This window comes from Streptomyces sp. KR80, from assembly GCF_052245555.1.
GTDB lineage: Bacteria > Actinomycetota > Actinomycetes > Streptomycetales > Streptomycetaceae > Streptomyces.
The window spans coordinates 64,755-81,189 of sequence record NZ_JBQQCD010000025.1; the positions used below are offsets into that span (position 1 = coordinate 64,755).

Genomic DNA, 16,435 nt, shown 5'->3' on the forward strand with positions numbered 1-16,435 from the left:
CACGTACTGCAACGTGCAGAACAACACGACGGTGACGGTGAACTCCAGCAGGCAGTTCGCCGTCCTCCCATGATTGGACGGATCATGCTGCGCAGACTCAGGAAGTGGACGGTGACGTGCGCGGCGGTCTTGGTGATGGCCGCCGGTGTCACCGCGGGCAGCCTCCCGAACGCCTGGGTGGCCACCTCGGCGACGATCAACGGGTCGACCAGATTTCAGCCGATCGACGGCTTCGGATTCTCCGAGCACTTCGGGCGGGCCGACATCATGCGCGGCTCCCAGGGCCTGCCGGCACAGCGCCAGCGCGAGGTGCTGGACCTGCTGCTCAACCGCAGTACCGGCGCCGGGCTGAGCATCCTGCGGCTGGGCATCGACTCAGGTATCCAGCCGACCGACCCCGGCGGGCCGAACGCGACCCCCAAGTACGTGTGGGACCGCGACGACGACGGTCAGGTGTGGCTGGCCCAGCAGGCCAAGGCCTACGGCGTGACCCGCTTCTACGCCGACGCGTGGAGCGCGCCCGGCTACATGAAGACCAACGGCACCGATGCCAACGGAGGGACCCTCTGCGGCCTGGCGGGCGCATCCTGCGCGAGCGGCGACTGGCGCAGGGCGTACGCCAACTTCCTGGTCCAGTACGCGAAGTTCTACGCCCAGGAGGGCATCTCGATCACCGATCTCGGGTTCGTCAACGAGCCCGACTACACCGCCCCCTACGCCTCCATGCGGCTCACCCCCGCCCAGGCGGTCGAGTTCACCAAGGTCTTCGGCCCGATCGCGAACGCGGCCGGATACAAGGTCGTCTGCTGCGACTCCTTCGGCTGGGCCCAGCAGAAGAACTACAGCAGGGCGATCGAGGCCGACCCGACCGCGCGCAATCTCGTCACCACCCACGCCGGTCACACGTACGCCAGCCCCGTCGACGGGCCCCTGCCGACCCAGCGCCGGACCTGGATGTCGGAGTGGACACCCAGCGGCACCACCTGGAACGAGAACTGGGACGACGGCAGCGGCTACGACGGGTTCACCGTCGCCTCCGCCGTCCACGAGGCCCTCACCAAGGGCAACGTCAATGGCTACCTGTACTGGTACGGCGCCTCGACCGGCGCCACCCGGGGACTGATCCAGCTCGACGGCGACAACTACTGGGTCTCCAAGCGGCTGTGGGCGCTCGCCAACTACAGCCGCTTCATCCGGCCCGGGTCCACCCGCATCGGCGCCACCACACCAGACGCCAGCCTCAAACTGTCAGCGTTCCGCAACACCGACGGATCTCTGACGGTGGTGGCGCTCAACGCCTCGACCAGCGCCAACCAGGTGTCGTTCGCCCTGCGGAACACCGGGATCACCACCGGGACGGCAACCCCGTACCTGACCAACAGCTCCCACAACACCGCCCGGCAGTCCGCCATCGCGGTCAACGCGGGCTCACTGACCGCCACGATTCCGGCCCGGTCACTGGTCACTTACACCATGAGGCGATAGCGGTGGCCGACATCGCTCTTCGTCGTTGCACCATCTCCGCTTCACGAAAGGAGTCACGATGCGCGTGACAAGACGTGTGGGGGCCATGGTCGGCGGGCTCGCCCTGTTGTTCGGTGCCCTGGTGCCAGGCTTGGGGGCCGCGCCGGCCGGAGCGTCGGAGAACGAGGGCCGGGCGCCGACGTCGTCGTCCGTGGCGGCCGCTCTGCCGAGCAGTTTCCAGTGGAAGTCGAGCGGGGTGCTGATCTCCCCGAAGTCGGACGCGAGCCACAAGCTCACCGCGGTCAAGGATCCATCGGTGGTGTTCCACCACAACAAGTGGCATGTCTATGCCACCACGACGAACTCGTCGGGTCGCTACAGCCTGACTTACACGGGCTTCAGCGACTGGTCGCAGGCGTCCTCGGCCCCGCAGTACCACCTCGACCGCAACCCCAACATCGGCACCGGCTACCGGGCGGCTCCCCAGATGTTCTACTTCGCCCCGCAGAGGAAGTGGTACCTGGTCTACCAGACCGGCAACGGGTCCTATTCCACGGCGGACGACCCGGGCAGGCCGGAGACGTGGAGCAAGCCGAAGAACTTCTACTCGTCGATGCCGGACATCATCCGGCAGAACATCGGCAACGGCCACTGGGTCGACTTCTGGGTCATCTGCGACACCACGAACTGCTACCTGTTCTCCTCCGACGACAACGGGCACCTGTACCGGTCGCAGACCACCGTCGCGAACTTCCCGAACGGCTTCACCAACACGGTCATGGTGATGCAGGAGGCCAACAAGTACCGCCTCTGGGAGGCCGCCAACGTCTACCGGCTCAAGGGCTCCAACACCTACCTGCTGCTCGTCGAGGCGATCGGCAGCAACGGTAAGCGGTTCTTCAGGTCTTGGACGTCGAACAGCATCACCGGCACCTGGACCCCGCTGGCCGACACCGAGAACAACCCCTTCGCGCGGTCGAACAATGTCACCTTCGACACTGCCGCCTGGACCCGGGACATCAGCCACGGCGAGATGATCCGCGACGGCATCGACCAGACCCTCACCATCAACCCGTGCCGCCTGCGGTACCTCTACCAGGGCATGGACCCCGCTGCCACCGGCGACTACAGCAAGCTGCCCTGGCGGCTGGGCCTGCTGACGCAGACCAACTCCACCTGCTGAACCAGGACACGAGAAGGCCCGGCCACCCATCCCACGGTGGCCGGGCCGAAGCGTCTGATCGAAGAGACACGGTGCCGGATGCCACCGGCCAGGGCGAGGAGGCGCTGGCCGGTGCGGGCGAAGAGCCCGGCTGGGTGCGTCCGCCGCGTTGTCAATACCGTGCGCGGTGCCGGCCGCGCGTCACGCCGATGCCGGTCCCGGGAGCGCGGGTCGCTGCGCATCCGATGCCTGCTGGAAGCCCCCATCCGCAGCAGGGGCCCCCTCCCCGTCCTGCGGATCGATGACGGCCACTTCCCCGGCGGCAGCGCGGAAGGCGCGCGGCGCCACACCGGTCACCTTGCGGAACACCCGGCTGAAATAGGCACGGTCACTGAAACCCACCGCCCGCGCCACGCTCTGGATGTTGTCCCCGCTGCTCCGCAGCCGCTCGCCGGCCCGCTGGATCCGAAGACGCGTCAGGTAGTCCCACACCGTGAGGCCGAACTGCTCGTGGAAGAGCCTGCCCAGATGATCGGCGCTGACTCCGACGGCCTGGGCGACCTGCCAGCGCGAGATCCGGTGCTGGTAGTGCGCCTGAAGGTAGGCCAGAGCCTGATGGACGAGGATCCGGTTCCGTCCGGCGGCGGCCGTCTTGTTCTGCGTCATCCCGACGACCAGGCGGGCGGTCTCGCCTTGGGTGAGGATGCCGCGGTCCAGGAGGACCAGACCGGGATGGCACCGGGCCCGGTGCGCATCGGCGAACGTGAACCCCTCGGCGCTCAACAGCAGCACCGGGCAGTGCGGACGCCCTGGGGCGACACGTATGCGGTCGACCAGGTCGAACCCGTCCATGTCCGCGAGAGCGCGCTGCGTGATCACCAGACGCGGGACCTCCTCGGCGATCAGGGCGAGCGCCGCGGTGCCGTCGGCCGCCGTACGGACCGGGTGGCTGGGCAGCGCGGTGGCCACCACACTCTGGAGGCGTTCCCTCGACGGCGCCGAGCCGTCGACAACGATCACCGGATTCTGGGTCTCCGCCGGCCGCAGCGCCCGCAGCGCCCCAGCGAGGTCTTCGCCCGTAGCCCCGAACAGTAGGAACGGTGTGCCGCTCAGTGCCGGATGGTCGTGCAGGCGCTGTGCCACCCGCCACTCCTCGGGCCCGGCGGCCTCGGCATCCCACACGACCGCGGCCACCGTGCGCTCCCCGGCGAAAGAGGCGGGGCCTGCACCCGGATCGAGCCGACACAGCCGCAACCCGTGGTGCCTGGCCAGGGCGGCCACATCCTCGGCCGGCCGCCCCACGCCGACGGTCAGCAGGGTGCGTCCCCCTCGGGCCGGCAGCACCCGCGGCCCCTGTGGTGCGGGCAGCGGCAGATCCACAGTCAGTCGGGCGTGCCGCGGACCGTGGCCGACAGTGAACGAACCACCGTGCAGCATCACCAGACGACGCGCCGTGACCGACCCGATGCCCGCACCCGCAGCACCGTCCGCCCACAGCTCCGCTGGCCGATCGGTCGGCGCCGTGACCGTGATCCGGACCGACGTGGGCAGCATGCGGGCCGCCAGCACCACACACTCCGGCACACTGGCACACGCGGCAGCGGCGGCCAGCACATGATGGACGGCCTGCCCCAGACGCTCGCGGTCGGCCAGTACGGCGGGCAGCCGACGGGGGAGCGCCAGCGTCCAGCCCGCTCCGCCCGGCTCCGCGGCGGTGACGGAACCGAACGCCTCCGCCAGCACCGGACGCGGGTCGATCAGCCGCCTGCACAGGCCGAGATCGTCGCTCTCGGTTCGGGACCAGTCCAGCAGATCGTCGACCATCCGCAGCAGCCGGCCGGCGTCGCGGTGGACCCGTACGAGCACCTCGGGTCCGGACCCGCCCAGTTCGGCACCCGCATGCCGCCGGATCTCCTCCAGAGGTCCGCGCAGCTCCTGGGTGACCTGGGCCAGCAGCCGTGTCTTGAACGTGCTGGCCTGTTCAGCGGCATCCCGGGCCCGGCGCACCTCGCCGAACAGTCGGATGCCCTTCAATGCTGCGCTGATCTGGTCACCCAGTGCCCGGTAGAGGGCTCCGCGCCGGTCTGAACCCTGGCCGGCACTGGCTTCGAACACGGCGAAGCCCACATGCTCCGCACCGATGTGCAGGGGTTCGAGTACGAAGGTGAATCGGCCCGTCCGGGGCATCAGTTCATCGGGAAGCAGCAGGTCCGCGGGGTACGTTCGCGGCTCGGGACCCTCGCCTCTGCCGCCCGGTGTGCGTTCGGAGGGGGCCGGGAGTGCTCGTGCCAGACCACGGCCCGCACCGGAGCGGCGCTCCCAGGCATCCTCGTACAGCACCAACCGGCAACCTGGCAGCTCGTCCGCTGCCGCGTGCCGCTCCAGCACCTCGCTGAGCCCGTCGAGATCCACCACCGTGCTCAACTCGGTGCCGAACTCCCGCAGTCGGTCCGCTTCCCGGCCGTCCGCCCAGCGCTCGTACTCCAGAAGCCGCCGGGAGGTGTCGTTCGCCATCAGGCGCGCCTGCGCCAAGAGCCGTTCTCCGCGGACCCGAGCCGCTGCCGGCAGACACCACACCGCCCTGTCGCGTATCTCCAGCAGGGCCCGGTCCCACGCCGCCACCTCCTCCAGGGTGTGCACATGACGGCCCAGCAGGTACTCCAGCAAGGGCAGAAAGCCGCGGACGCCGCCGGGAGATCTGCCGGCAGCGCCGGTGGTCACGCCGGCCGGCTCCGCGGGCCGCCGTGCCGTCGCGTGACCGGCGCCTGCGCGGTTTGTGGGACCGGCGTCCGCCCGGAACGCCGCCGCCAGTTCCCGCCCGGCACACGGCAGAACCCCGAAGATCTCCTCCAATGCCCGGCGCTGCCCTGCGTCGACCGGCGGCGGGAACGCGTCGGCGTGCGAGGACGGCCCGCCGTCCGGCACCGCCTGCGCCACCAGCGGCGAGGGGCAACCGCAGGAACGACGGACGACAACAGCACCGGCAACCGCCGTACGGTCGGGCGGACGCGTACCCCGCAGGCTCGCCACCAGGGTGTCCACGGCCAGCTCGCCCAGCTCCGCGAAGGGCAGCGCGACCGAGGTCAACGGCGGATCGGAGAGCCACGCCTCGGGGGAGTCGTTGAACCCGACCACGGCGACATCCTCGGGCACGTGGATCCCCCGCTCGGCGAGCAGCCGCAGCGCGTCCGCCGCCAGGACGTCGCTGCATGCGACCACGGCGTCGAAGTCGGCGCCGGGGCGCAGTCCGCGCGCGTCCAGCAGCACGCGCATCGCCGAAGCACCGACGCCCGCGCCGAACTCGCCCGCGGCACAGACCAAAGAGCGCTCCGCTGGAAGACGGTACTGCGCCAGCGCCCCGGTGTAGGCGCGGTACCGCTCGAAGGAGACCGGGTTGTTGAGCGGCCCGCGGATGCATGCCGGTCGCCGCACACCGTGCCGTGCGACCAGATGGCCGACGAGCTCTCTCATACCCGCACACGAATCCAGCCTCAGTGCCTCATGGCCCGCCAGGACACGATTGAGACTGACCACCGGCAGATGCTCCAGCGACCGCAGCAGCCGCTCGGCGTGGTCACCGGACGCCGGCAGCCCCAGGGTGGAGCTCCAGCAGACCACCCCGTCCAGCCGTGCTGGGCCCACCAGTTCGTACAGTGCGCTGCGCGACGCGCCGGGCCGCAGCGGGCCTCCCGGGAAGCACACGAGGTTCACATCGGCCCGCTCCGCGGCCCTGCGCACCCCGGACCACAGCGTGGCCCCGACGCCTAGATGAATGTTCGCCGTGACCAGACCGATCGTGAGCCGGCCCGGCTGCTTGCGCTGTCCCGCGGCCCCGGCGGGTCCCTGTTCCGCCATGCGTGCCTCACTCGTCAGGGGTGCTCCGGGCTACCGCCCGGCACATCCCACCGAGTTGGGGAAGGTAGGGGAAAGCGCTTACCGGGGCAAGACCTGCGGCTCGACTCCGTCCGCGGTCCTGCCCCGGAGCGTGCGCCGCGGCGCGGGGCGCCGCGCGGCGCGCGATCAGGTCCTGCTGACTGACGGGTTCTGCTGATCGGCCGTCAGATCTTGCCGACCCCGGCGCCCGCCATGACCTTCGACTTCACGCTGGAGGCGGCGTCGGCGGTGTAGCTGTACGGGATGCTCGCCACGCTGCCGCCGGTCTGGCCCGGCGAGGCGTTGACGAAGTGGTTGTTCTTGGCCGCGAGTGCGCCGGGGCCGGAGGAGGCCTCGCCGCGGTGGTACGTGTCCTCGACGTTCTCGAAGTAGTTCCCCTCGACCAGCACGCCCGCGTTCTCCGTGGACGCCACGCCGTAGTCCTTGATGTTGCTGAAGTAGTTGTTCAGCACGTGCACCGGGTTGCCGAAGCGCACCCGCGGGTTGCGCTGGGTGGTTCCGTCGAACCAGTTGTGGTCGTACGTCACCTTCAGCTTGCCGGTGTCCTCGCCGGCGTTGCCGTCGGAGTGGCCCAGCAGCATGTTCTTGTTCTGGTTGTGCGCGTGGTTCCACGACACGGTGATGTTGGTGGAGGCCCGCTTGATGTCGACGCCGCCGTCCTTGGCGCCCGAGATGTCGTTGTGGTCGATCCAGACCTTCGTGGAGTACTCGACGTTGATCGCGTCGTCGTTGGAGCCGGTGAACGTGACGTTCTGGATGATCACGTTACTGACCTTGCTGACGTTCAGCCCGCTGCCGGTGATCCTGGCCGACTTGCCGACGCCGACGATGGTCTTGTTGGAGGCGACCTTCGTCATGCTGCTCAGCGCGATGGGGCCGGCAACCCGCACGATCATCGGCGAGCTGCTCTGAACGGCCGACGTGAAGGCGGAGGCGCTGTTGACGGTGACGGTGCTGCCGCCCGCGCCTCCCGTCGTTCCGGCACCGAAGCCGATGGGGCTTGCCGCTGCGGCGGCCTGGGGCTGGGCCGACTCCGCCGGAGCGCCGTTGGCGATGGTCGCCGCGGTCACGGCCAGCAGGCCGGCAGTCCCGGCAGCGGCACTCATCAGTGTGAACCTTGCGCTCGTCCTGCGCATGGGTTTCTCCATCCGTGGGGGTTCTTGGAGAGCAGTTGCGTGCATGTATGTGCACTGGAGCCGCGCGGCTGGCTGCCGACGATGCTAGAGCGGGCCGTGTGGACGATGACGCGGCTCGTGTGGACTATTGCGCGCAATCCCGAAGGACGCGCCGCGGCGCTCGGCGAGTATGTCGGGGCCTCGGCGCCGGTCCGGAAACCTTCCGGACCGGCGCCGCTCAGCGCTTCGGCAGCCGCGGCTGGTCGCCGCCGGTGCCACGCGTTCTCTGCGGTACGAACGGCACCGAATGGGGGCGCGCCACGACCGCTGTCAGCTGCCGCGGGGCCCGGTGGTGATCGCCGAACCCTTGCCCTCCGCGAGCCTCCATTCCCTGTGCAGTGTCCCCAGCGGGATGTCATGCCGGAAGATCGGCGTGCCGAAGATGGACAGCTGAATCCGCAGGGTGCCCCTGAGGTCCAGCCCGCCGAAAAGCTTCCAGGCACCCAGCGCCGAGCCGCCTCCGTCCGAGCTCCCGGTGGCGCTGCTTGCGGCCTCACCCCGCAGGTACGGGGCGAAGTCGGCGGTGACGCCGACCGTGCCGTACAGGCCGATACTCGCCTCGGCGCCCAGCGCGGCCTTCACCTTGCCCGCGGCTGCCACGGACGTCTTCAGCGGGACGCCCTTCACGGTGGAGGTGCTGACCGGAGTCCAGCCCTTGGCCCAGCTGAAGTTGCCGCCGACTCGGAAGGCACCCTTCACGTTCTGCTTGACGTCGACGCTGATCCGGCCGTCGCCGTCCACCTGCAAGTAGCAGGTGAGGTCGAGATTCACCACGACCGGCACCGGGCCGACGTAGATCACTGGGTCGGTGTGCAGTTCGGCGAACGGCACCCGCAGCGGCTTCCCGTGCTCGGTGGCACCGGCCGCCCGGCCCTTCAGCGCCCACTGCGATGACCAGTCACCGGTCAGGCCCAGGAACGCGGCGCCGGGCGAGGTGCCGCTGCCGGAGCCGCTGCCGTCGTAGCCGAACTCCACTTGCGGGGCAAGCTGGACGAAGCCCTTGACGGAGGCGGCGGCGGAGGCCGGAGCGCCCTTGGCGGTGGCGACCGAGGCGCCGACGTCGAGGCGCAGGCTGCCCATGGGCAGCTTCGCGCCCTCGGGTCCGAAGTGCACGTCGCCGGTTTTCGCCCAGGAGACCTTCACGCCGTTGACCAACGGCTTGACCTTGACGGACGCAGGGTCGACCGGCACCGTGCCGTCGGCCTTGTCCTCGCCCAGCACCGCGCCGAGGGTCGTCGGCGCCGTCGCGACCTCGGTGCCCTTCTCGGTCTCCCCCACCACCTCGGTGACCTTGGCCAGGACACCATCGGGGGCGCCCGGAGCGGGGGCGCTCGCGATGAGGTCGCCGGCGGCTACGGGGACGTCCTTTGTCGTCCCGGATGAGTCGGTGGGGCTCGGACGGGGGGTGGTGTCGGACCCGTCGGGGGTGGTCTCGGAGGGCTTGGGCTCGCTGCCCTTGCCGGAGATGACGGCCCGTCCGCTGCGGCGGTCGTACGAGGCGACCTTCAGCGAGGACTTCACCGCCGGCTTGCCGCCGCCCGCACGGGCCACGGCGGTCGGTGTGGCGGCTCCGGCCGGATCCGCCTCGACGTCGAGTTGCCGGGGAGCAGGAGAGGTGGCGGTGGTCGTCGGTCCGGCGTCGCCGGCCGACTGCGCTGACGGGCCGGCTGCCGAACACCCGGCGGTGAGGAGGGATGCGGCGGTCAGCGCCGGTACCAGGACGCTCCTGGTGATCTTGCGCACGTCTGATCCTCGGGGGATGTGGAGTGGAGGGGTGGCTGCCATTACCGGCTGCTGTTACCGCGGGTAATGGCAAGCGGGATCATGTCATGCCCACCGCTCGCCTCGGGCCGGTTATGCAGAGGCGGGGCGTGATCTGCCCCACAGTCACCGTTCCTGAAAGGTCAACGCGCTGGTGAGAGAGGCTCGTTGGCCTGGCAGACGCTCCCGTTCATCGGCCACGCACAGGCCGAGCCGGGGCAGTTCGTTGCCCTGCGATCCGGCGAAGTGCTGAGCGACGAAGGCGTTCCGACTTTCGCCGGCGACTTCCTACAGCCGTTTTCCTAAGGGTTGTCGAATACCCGCGCCACGCCATAGCCTAGCCGCCGCCAGGGAGGACCCCAGGCACGGAGGGGGAACCGCCGTGAAGCGCACGTCCCGTGACATACGCACCGCGAACCGGTACGGAGTCCTGCGCCACATCGTGGCCGAATCCCCCGTCTCCAGGCAGGACTTGGCCGCGGCGACGGGTCTGAGCCTGGCGACCGTGGCCAATCTCGTCGGCGAGCTCCTCGCGCTGGGCATGCTCGTCGAGGTCGGTTACGAGGACTCCGAGGGCGGCCGGCCGCGCGGGCTGGTCTCGGTCAACACTTCAGGCGGCGCCCTCATCGGCGTGGATGTGGCCGAGACGTACATCCATGTCGAGCTGTTCGACCTCGCAATGACCGTGATCGCCCGGGCCGAGGAGGAGCTGCGCCCAGGCGAGAACCAACCCGCTCAGGTCGTGGCGCACATCGCCACCGCGGTGGCCTTCGTGGTGGAACAGGCCTCGGTGGCGAGCGAGCGGGTGCTGGGCGTCGGGGTGAGCATGCCGGGCCAGGTGGACCGCGAGGGCGGGGTGTCGGTGTACGCGCCCAACTGGGACTGGCACGACGTCCCCCTCCTCGGCCTCCTCGGCGAGCGCATTCCGTATCCCCTGCACCTCGACAATCCGCTGCGCGCCTGCACGGTGGCCGAGCTGTGGTTCGGCGCAGCGCGCGGCCGCGGCGACGTCGTAGTGGTCAACCTCGGTACGGGCGTGGGCGCAGGCCTCGCGCTCGGCGGCGCTCTGTACCGAGGCGTGACCAACAGCGCGGGAGAGTGGGGGCACACCACGCTCGTCCTCGACGGGCGGCTGTGCCACTGCGGCAACCACGGCTGCGTGGAGACCTACGTCGGCGCGCCCGGCATCATGCAGAGCCTCCGCGAGTTGAGCCCCGGTAGCCCACTGCTGCACCCCGACGACCAGACCGCGACGATCGAGGCACTCGCCCGCGGCGTCGCGGACGGCGACCCGGTGGCGGTGAAGGTGGTCAAGGAGACCGCCCGCTATCTGGGTGCGGCGGTCGCCGACCTGGTCAATCTGCTCAATCCCGAAGTGATCGTGCTCAGCAGCTGGGTCGCGAGGCTGCTCGGGCAGCCGCTGCTCGACGAGGTGCGCGAGGCGGTCGCCCGCCATGCGCTGCGCCGCCCGCTGGCCGGCACCGAGATCGTGCTGTGCCCGATCCCTTCCAACCCCGTGAGCCTCGGCGCGGCGGCCTTCGCACTCGAGGGCTCGCTGGCGTCTGTGGGTCAGAACACCGCACGCCGTACCACCGCAAGGCAACGCAGCACACCCTCTTGACGACAGAAGGGTTGCCCATGGCACGGATACGCGCACGCGCATTGCTCGCAGGAGGGGCCGCCGCGATCGCGCTGGCCGGCCTCATATCCCCCTCGGTCTCGGCGGCCGAGGAGATCTCCGCGGCACACGTCTCGGACCGGCGGTCACAGGCCATCGACAACATCGGCGCCTCGGGCGCTTGGTGGGTCAACGACCTCGGGAACTTCTCCCCCAGGGCCCGAGCCGAGGTTGCACGGCTTCTCTTCGGGTCCGACGGGCTCGACCTGAGCGCCTACCGTTACAACATCGGGGGCGGCGGCACCGGGGTGACCACCCCAGAGCGCGCCCCGCAGGACTTCCTCGAGGACGACGGCTCGTACGACTGGTCCAAAGACCCCGGCGGTCGGGCCTTCCTCAAGTACGCCGCCAGGTACGGCGTCGAGGACCTGATCGCGTTCGTCAACAGCGCACCGGCCGAGTGGAAGACCAACGGCAAGAGCTGCGGCGGACATCTGGACGCCGTCCACGAGAAGGACTTCGCCCGCTACATCGCGGATGTGACGGACCACTTCGCGAGAAGGGGCGCCCGATTCGACTACATCAGCCCGTTCAACGAGCCGACGAACAGCTTCGACGGCTGCGGTCAGGAGGGGATGCTAGTCGATGTCGGCCAGCGCGACGACATCGTCAGGACCCTGGGCGCCGAGCTGGACGCGCGCGGCCGCCGGACCGGGATCATCGCCGACGAGTCGAGCAGCACCGATGGCTTCAACAGCGAGGTCCCGCAGTGGCTGAGCCAGCCCGGGACGTCCCGTTACGTCGACAAGCTCGCCCACCACACGTACAACAACCCCAGTGACGCCTCGCGCACCCAGGTCGCCGAGACGGCCAGGTCCTTCGGCAAGGAGTCCTGGTCCACCGAGATCTGCTGCTTCGGCGGGGGCGGCACGGGCTGGAAGCAGGAGTACGACCCCACCATCGACAATGCGCTGCTGATGTCCCGGATCATGCACAAGGACTTCACCGTGGCGCACGATTCGGCGTTCCACTGGTGGGTGGCGCTCTCCAACATGATGGGTGTCGACCCGGAGACCGGAGCCTCGGCCAAGAACGACCAGGGCTGGAACGACGGGCTGATCTACTACGACCCGACGTACGCGGCCAACGGCAACCAGAAGCTGTATCTCACCAAGCGGTATTACGCGCTCGGCCAGTACAGCAGGTTCGTACGGCCCGGTGCGGTGCTGCACGAGGTGACGGGCGCGCCCAGTGGCGTCGAGGTCTCCGCCTTCAAGCGCAAGGGCAGGTGGACGCTGGTGGTCAACAACCACAACGCCACCGCCTCCGAGCTGACGCTGACCCTGCCCGGCAGCGGCCTCGCCGCCAAGAAGGCGGTACGGACCTCGGCCACCGAGAACTGGGCAGCGGCCGGGCTGCCTTCGGTGGACGGCAACCGGGTCACCGCCTCGCTGCCGGCCCGCTCGATCACCACTTACGTGATCGGTTAGCCGCATGTGATTCCGGCGGTTACGGGCCCCTTTCAGATGGCCCGTAACCGCTGGTCGTTCGGGGTCTCGAACCGCGGCAAATCCCCTCCAGGCGACTTCGTCCAATCCATTGCCGAAGTCTTTTTCTATGGTTAACGTCCCGCTGCACGACATGAGTTGAGACCGCAACGAGATGAGGAAGTCACCATGCCGGCAATGAGGAGAGAGTGGGACCGCCGCAGCGTGCTGCGCGCCGCCGGAGGAATGGCCGCCCTGGGCGCGCTCTCTGCCTGCGGCTCCAACACGGGCCGCTCGAACGGCGGTTCCAGCACGACGATCAAGCAGATGTACCACGCCTACGGTGAGCCGGGGACACAGCAGGCCGCCCAGAAGTTCGCCAAGGCGTACAAGAAGGCCAACGTCTCGACCCAGTGGATACCGGGCGAGTACGAGAAGAAGCTGTTCACCGCACTGCTGTCATCCGACGGGCCGGACGTCTTCGAGTTCCACCCGCAGATCCACATGGCCCACGAGAAGCAGATCGTGCCCCTCGACGACATCCTCGAAGGCGTCAAGGACGACTTCAATGAGGCGGACATCACGTCCCACACGATCGACGGCAAGGTCTACGGCGTCCGTATGATCGACGACCCGCAGTTCCTCTACTACCGCAAGTCCCTGCTGGAGAAGGCCGGGGTCAAGCCGCCGACCACCCTCGACGAGCTGATCGACGCCGCCGAGAAGCTCACCACCGGCAAGGTCAAGGGCCTCTACCTCGGGCAGACCCTGCAGCCGATCCAGAACCCGCTGATCTGGTCCACCGGCGCCGAACTGCTCACTCCGGACAACAAGATCGCGTATCACGCCCCCGAGGTCGTCGAGGCGCTGCGCAAGATGCGCGAGCTCTACAAGGGCAAGGCCCTGCTGAAGGGCGCCCCCACCGAGCACTGGGACCCGTCGTCCTTCATCCAGGAGCTGTGCGCGATGCAGTGGTGCGGCATGTGGGCCATGCCGCAGATCCTCGAGGCGCACGGCGACGACGTGGGGATCATCCCGTGGCCCTCGTCCGGCGACGCGAAGGGCCGCCAGGTCGTCTACAACGGCGGCTGGTCCACCTTCGTCTCGGCGAAGGCCAAGGACGTCGACGCGGCCAAGGAGTTCGTGAAGTGGCTGTGGATCGACCAGAAGGACTTCCAGGAGGAGTGGGCCCTCGACTACGGCTTCCACATCCCGCCGCGCAAGTCCGTGGCCGCCAAGGCCGACAAGCTCAAGTCCGGTCTCGCTGCCGAGGGCGTCAAGCTCTTCGACACCGTGGGCATCTTCGACAACCCGTCCTGGACCCAGGCGATGATCACCACCATGACCGATGTCATGGCCAATGCGGTACGCGGCGCCGCGAACCCGGAGGCCGAGCTCGACAAGGCCGACAAGAAGATCGAGCGCGAGCTCAAGAAGCTCTTCGGCTAGGACTCACACACTCACATGGCCACCACTACACAGAGCGTGTCTCACCGCACCGCCGCCACGACGGAAGCCGTCCGGCGGCGGCTCGGCGTGCGAGGGCGCACCCTCAACTTCTGGCTGTTCGTCGGTCCGTTCCTCGCGGGCCTGATCATCTTCGTCTACGCACCAATCGGCTGGAGTCTGTGGCTCAGCTTCTTCGAGGCACGCTCCACGGTCACCCCAACCGAGTTCGTCGGCCTCGAGAACTACGTCGCCATGCTCTCCGACGGCGACTTCGTCGGCAGCCTGGTCACCTTCACGGTCTTCGCGGCGTTCGCCGTCCCGCTCACCTTCGCCCTCTCGCTCGCGCTGGCGCTGATGGTGCACCGCATCCGCTTCATGAAGGGGTTCTTCCGGTCGGTGTTCTTCCTGCCGACCGCGTGCAGCTTCGTCGCCGCCTCGCTGATCTGGAAAATGTCGGTCTTCAACGGAGTGCGCTTCGGCCTGGCCAATACGGTGCTGAGCTGGTTCGGCGTCGACCAGATCGCCTGGCTGGCCTCGCCCGACCCGCCCTGGTACTGGCTGGTGATCGTCACCGTACGGCTGTGGCTGCAGTCCGGCTTCTACATGATCCTGTTCCTGGCCGCGCTGCAGAACATCCCCCGCGAGCTGTACGAGGCCGCCGCCATCGACGGCGCCAAGTCCGGCTGGCAGACCTTCCGGCACATCACCCTGCCGCAGCTGCGCGCCACCTCCACCGCGGTGATCCTGCTGCTTCTCATTGCCGCTTACCAGGCCTTCGACGAGTTCTACAACCTGCTGGACAAGGCGACCTGGGGCCGCCCGCCGCTGGTCTACCTGTGGAACCTGGCACTGGGCGAGAACCAGGACTACGGGCGCGGCAGCGCGGGCGCGCTGATCCTCGCCCTCCTCATCTGCATGGTCACCCTGCTCCAGGGCAGGATCCTCGGTTTCGGAAAGGGTGACGACGAGTGAGCGCCACCACCGGGCAGTTCGCCGGCCGGCGGCGCGGCGTACGGGAAGCCCTTGGCAACGCCGGGCTGTACACCGCCCTCGTCGTCGCCACCGTGCTGTTCCTTGTCCCGTTCTATCTGATCCTCCGCAATGCCCTGTCCACCGATGCCGACATCACGGGCGAGAACTGGCAGCTCTTCCCCTCGGACCTGCAGTGGGGCAATGTCGCCGAGCTGTTCGGCGACCCGGCCGTGCCCTTCGGCAGGGCGCTGTGGAACTCACTGATCGTCGGTGTGCTGCACACCGTGGGCACCCTGCTGCTGTGCTCGATGGCCGGCTACGGTCTGGCCCGGATCCCGTACCGGCATGCCAACAAGGTCTTCTATCTGATCCTGGGCACCCTGATGGTTCCCGCCGCCGTCACCTTCATCCCCAGCTTTGTGCTCGTCTCCTCGCTCGGCTGGGTCTCCGACCTGCGCGGGCTGATCATCCCCGGCCTGTTCAGCGGCTTCACCGCTTTCCTCTTCCGCCAGTACTTCCTGGGTTTCCCCAGGGAGCTGGAGGAGGCTGCCCGAGTGGACGGACTGAGCTACTGGGGCTCGTACTGGCGGATCGTGGTGCCCAACTCGCTGAACTTCATCGCTGCGATCGCGGTCATCACCTTCATCAGCGGCTGGAACGCCTTCCTGTGGCCGCTGGTCATCGGACAGGACCAGGAGTCCTGGACGGTGCAGGTGGCGTTGTCCTCGTATCTCACCGCGCAGACCATCAACATCCACCTGATCTTCATGGCCGCAGCCATATCCATCCTGCCCCTGCTCCTGGTCTTCGCCTTCCTCCAGCGCTGGCTGGTGCAGGGGGTCGCGCAGACCGGAATCAAGGGCTGAGCAAGGAGACCGATGAGCACGCACGACGCCGCTTCTTCCGCACCCGAGGATCTCCCCTACTACGAGGATGTGACTCCCGGCAGCGGAGGCCTCTCGCCGCGCGCTTGGTACGCGTCCTCCGACGCCGCGCAGTTGAGCCTCAACGGGATCTGGCGCTTCCGGCTTTCGCCGACCGCGACCGCGGAGGACGAGTCCTTTGCCCGGCCCGGCTTCGACGCGGCGGGCTGGGACGAGATGGCGGTGCCGGGTCACTGGGTCCTGCAGGGGCATGGTGCGCCCGCCTATACGAACACCGTCTACCCCTTCCCCGTCGACCCGCCGCGGGTGCCGACCGAGAACCCGACCGGAGACCATCTACACACCTTCGACGTCCCGGACGGCTGGCCGGAAGCGGGCGAGAGCGTGCTGCGCTTCGAGGGCGTCGAGTCCTGCGCCAAGGTCTGGCTCAACGGGCACGAACTGGGCAGTTTCAAGGGCAGCAGGCTGCCGCACGAGTTCTCGGTCGGCAGGCTGCTGCGGTCGCGCGGCAATGTGCTGGCGGTCCGCGTCCACCAGTGGTCCTCCGGCAGCTATCTGGAGGACCAGGA

10 protein-coding genes and 1 pseudogene are annotated in these 16,435 nt (G+C 68.8%); 8 read left to right on the forward strand and 3 right to left on the reverse strand.

Annotation, left to right across the window (positions count from 1 at the left end; genetic code table 11):
• The first annotated feature begins 84 nt into the window (after positions 1–84).
• Positions 85–1,485 carry a glycoside hydrolase family 30 protein gene (locus ACTWQI_RS26565; protein ID WP_443274282.1) on the forward strand — a complete coding sequence of 467 codons (1,401 nt, stop codon included), beginning with the start codon at positions 85–87 and terminating at the stop codon, positions 1,483–1,485.
• Positions 1,486–1,594: 109 nt separating this feature from the next.
• Positions 1,595–2,647 (forward strand): annotated as a pseudogene (locus ACTWQI_RS26570) (non-reducing end alpha-L-arabinofuranosidase family hydrolase); the annotation flags it as partial.
• 180 nt (positions 2,648–2,827) lie between these two features.
• Here the strand turns inward: ACTWQI_RS26570 and ACTWQI_RS26575 are convergent.
• The 3 genes from ACTWQI_RS26575 to ACTWQI_RS26585 all read right to left on the reverse strand — a co-directional run bounded on the left by ACTWQI_RS26575 (position 2,828) and on the right by ACTWQI_RS26585 (position 9,438).
• Positions 2,828–6,481, reverse strand: a complete 3,654-nt coding sequence (locus ACTWQI_RS26575) for a substrate-binding domain-containing protein (protein WP_443274283.1) — start codon at positions 6,479–6,481, stop codon at positions 2,828–2,830.
• Positions 6,482–6,684: 203 nt separating this feature from the next.
• Complete coding sequence (locus ACTWQI_RS26580) at positions 6,685–7,626, reverse strand: pectate lyase family protein (RefSeq protein ID WP_443274284.1); 942 nt, start codon at positions 7,624–7,626, stop codon at positions 6,685–6,687.
• A gap of 339 nt (positions 7,627–7,965) precedes the next feature.
• Complete coding sequence (locus ACTWQI_RS26585) at positions 7,966–9,438, reverse strand: hypothetical protein (protein WP_443274285.1); 1,473 nt, start codon at positions 9,436–9,438, stop codon at positions 7,966–7,968.
• A gap of 400 nt (positions 9,439–9,838) precedes the next feature.
• Between ACTWQI_RS26585 and ACTWQI_RS26590 the strand changes: the two genes are divergently transcribed.
• The 6 genes from ACTWQI_RS26590 to ACTWQI_RS26615 all read left to right on the forward strand — a co-directional run.
• Positions 9,839–11,077 (forward strand): ROK family protein, encoded by a 1,239-nt coding sequence (locus ACTWQI_RS26590; protein ID WP_443274286.1) that lies wholly within the window; start codon positions 9,839–9,841, stop codon positions 11,075–11,077.
• A gap of 17 nt (positions 11,078–11,094) precedes the next feature.
• On the forward strand, positions 11,095–12,564 hold the full coding sequence (locus tag ACTWQI_RS26595) for a glycoside hydrolase family 30 protein (RefSeq protein WP_443274287.1): 1,470 nt from the start codon (positions 11,095–11,097) through the stop codon (positions 12,562–12,564).
• A gap of 186 nt (positions 12,565–12,750) precedes the next feature.
• Positions 12,751–14,010 (forward strand): ABC transporter substrate-binding protein, encoded by a 1,260-nt coding sequence (locus ACTWQI_RS26600; protein WP_443274288.1) that lies wholly within the window; start codon positions 12,751–12,753, stop codon positions 14,008–14,010.
• Positions 14,011–14,025: 15 nt separating this feature from the next.
• Entirely contained in the window at positions 14,026–14,982 is a 957-nt protein-coding gene (locus ACTWQI_RS26605; RefSeq protein WP_443274289.1) for a carbohydrate ABC transporter permease, read from the forward strand.
• Positions 14,979–15,848: a carbohydrate ABC transporter permease gene (locus ACTWQI_RS26610; RefSeq protein WP_443274290.1), complete on the forward strand. Its 870-nt coding sequence runs from the start codon at positions 14,979–14,981 to the stop codon at positions 15,846–15,848. The genes ACTWQI_RS26605 and ACTWQI_RS26610 overlap by 4 nt, the downstream gene beginning before the upstream one ends.
• A 12-nt stretch (positions 15,849–15,860) precedes the next feature.
• On the forward strand, positions 15,861–16,435 hold a 575-nt coding region (locus tag ACTWQI_RS26615), incomplete at its 3' end, for a sugar-binding domain-containing protein (RefSeq protein ID WP_443274291.1).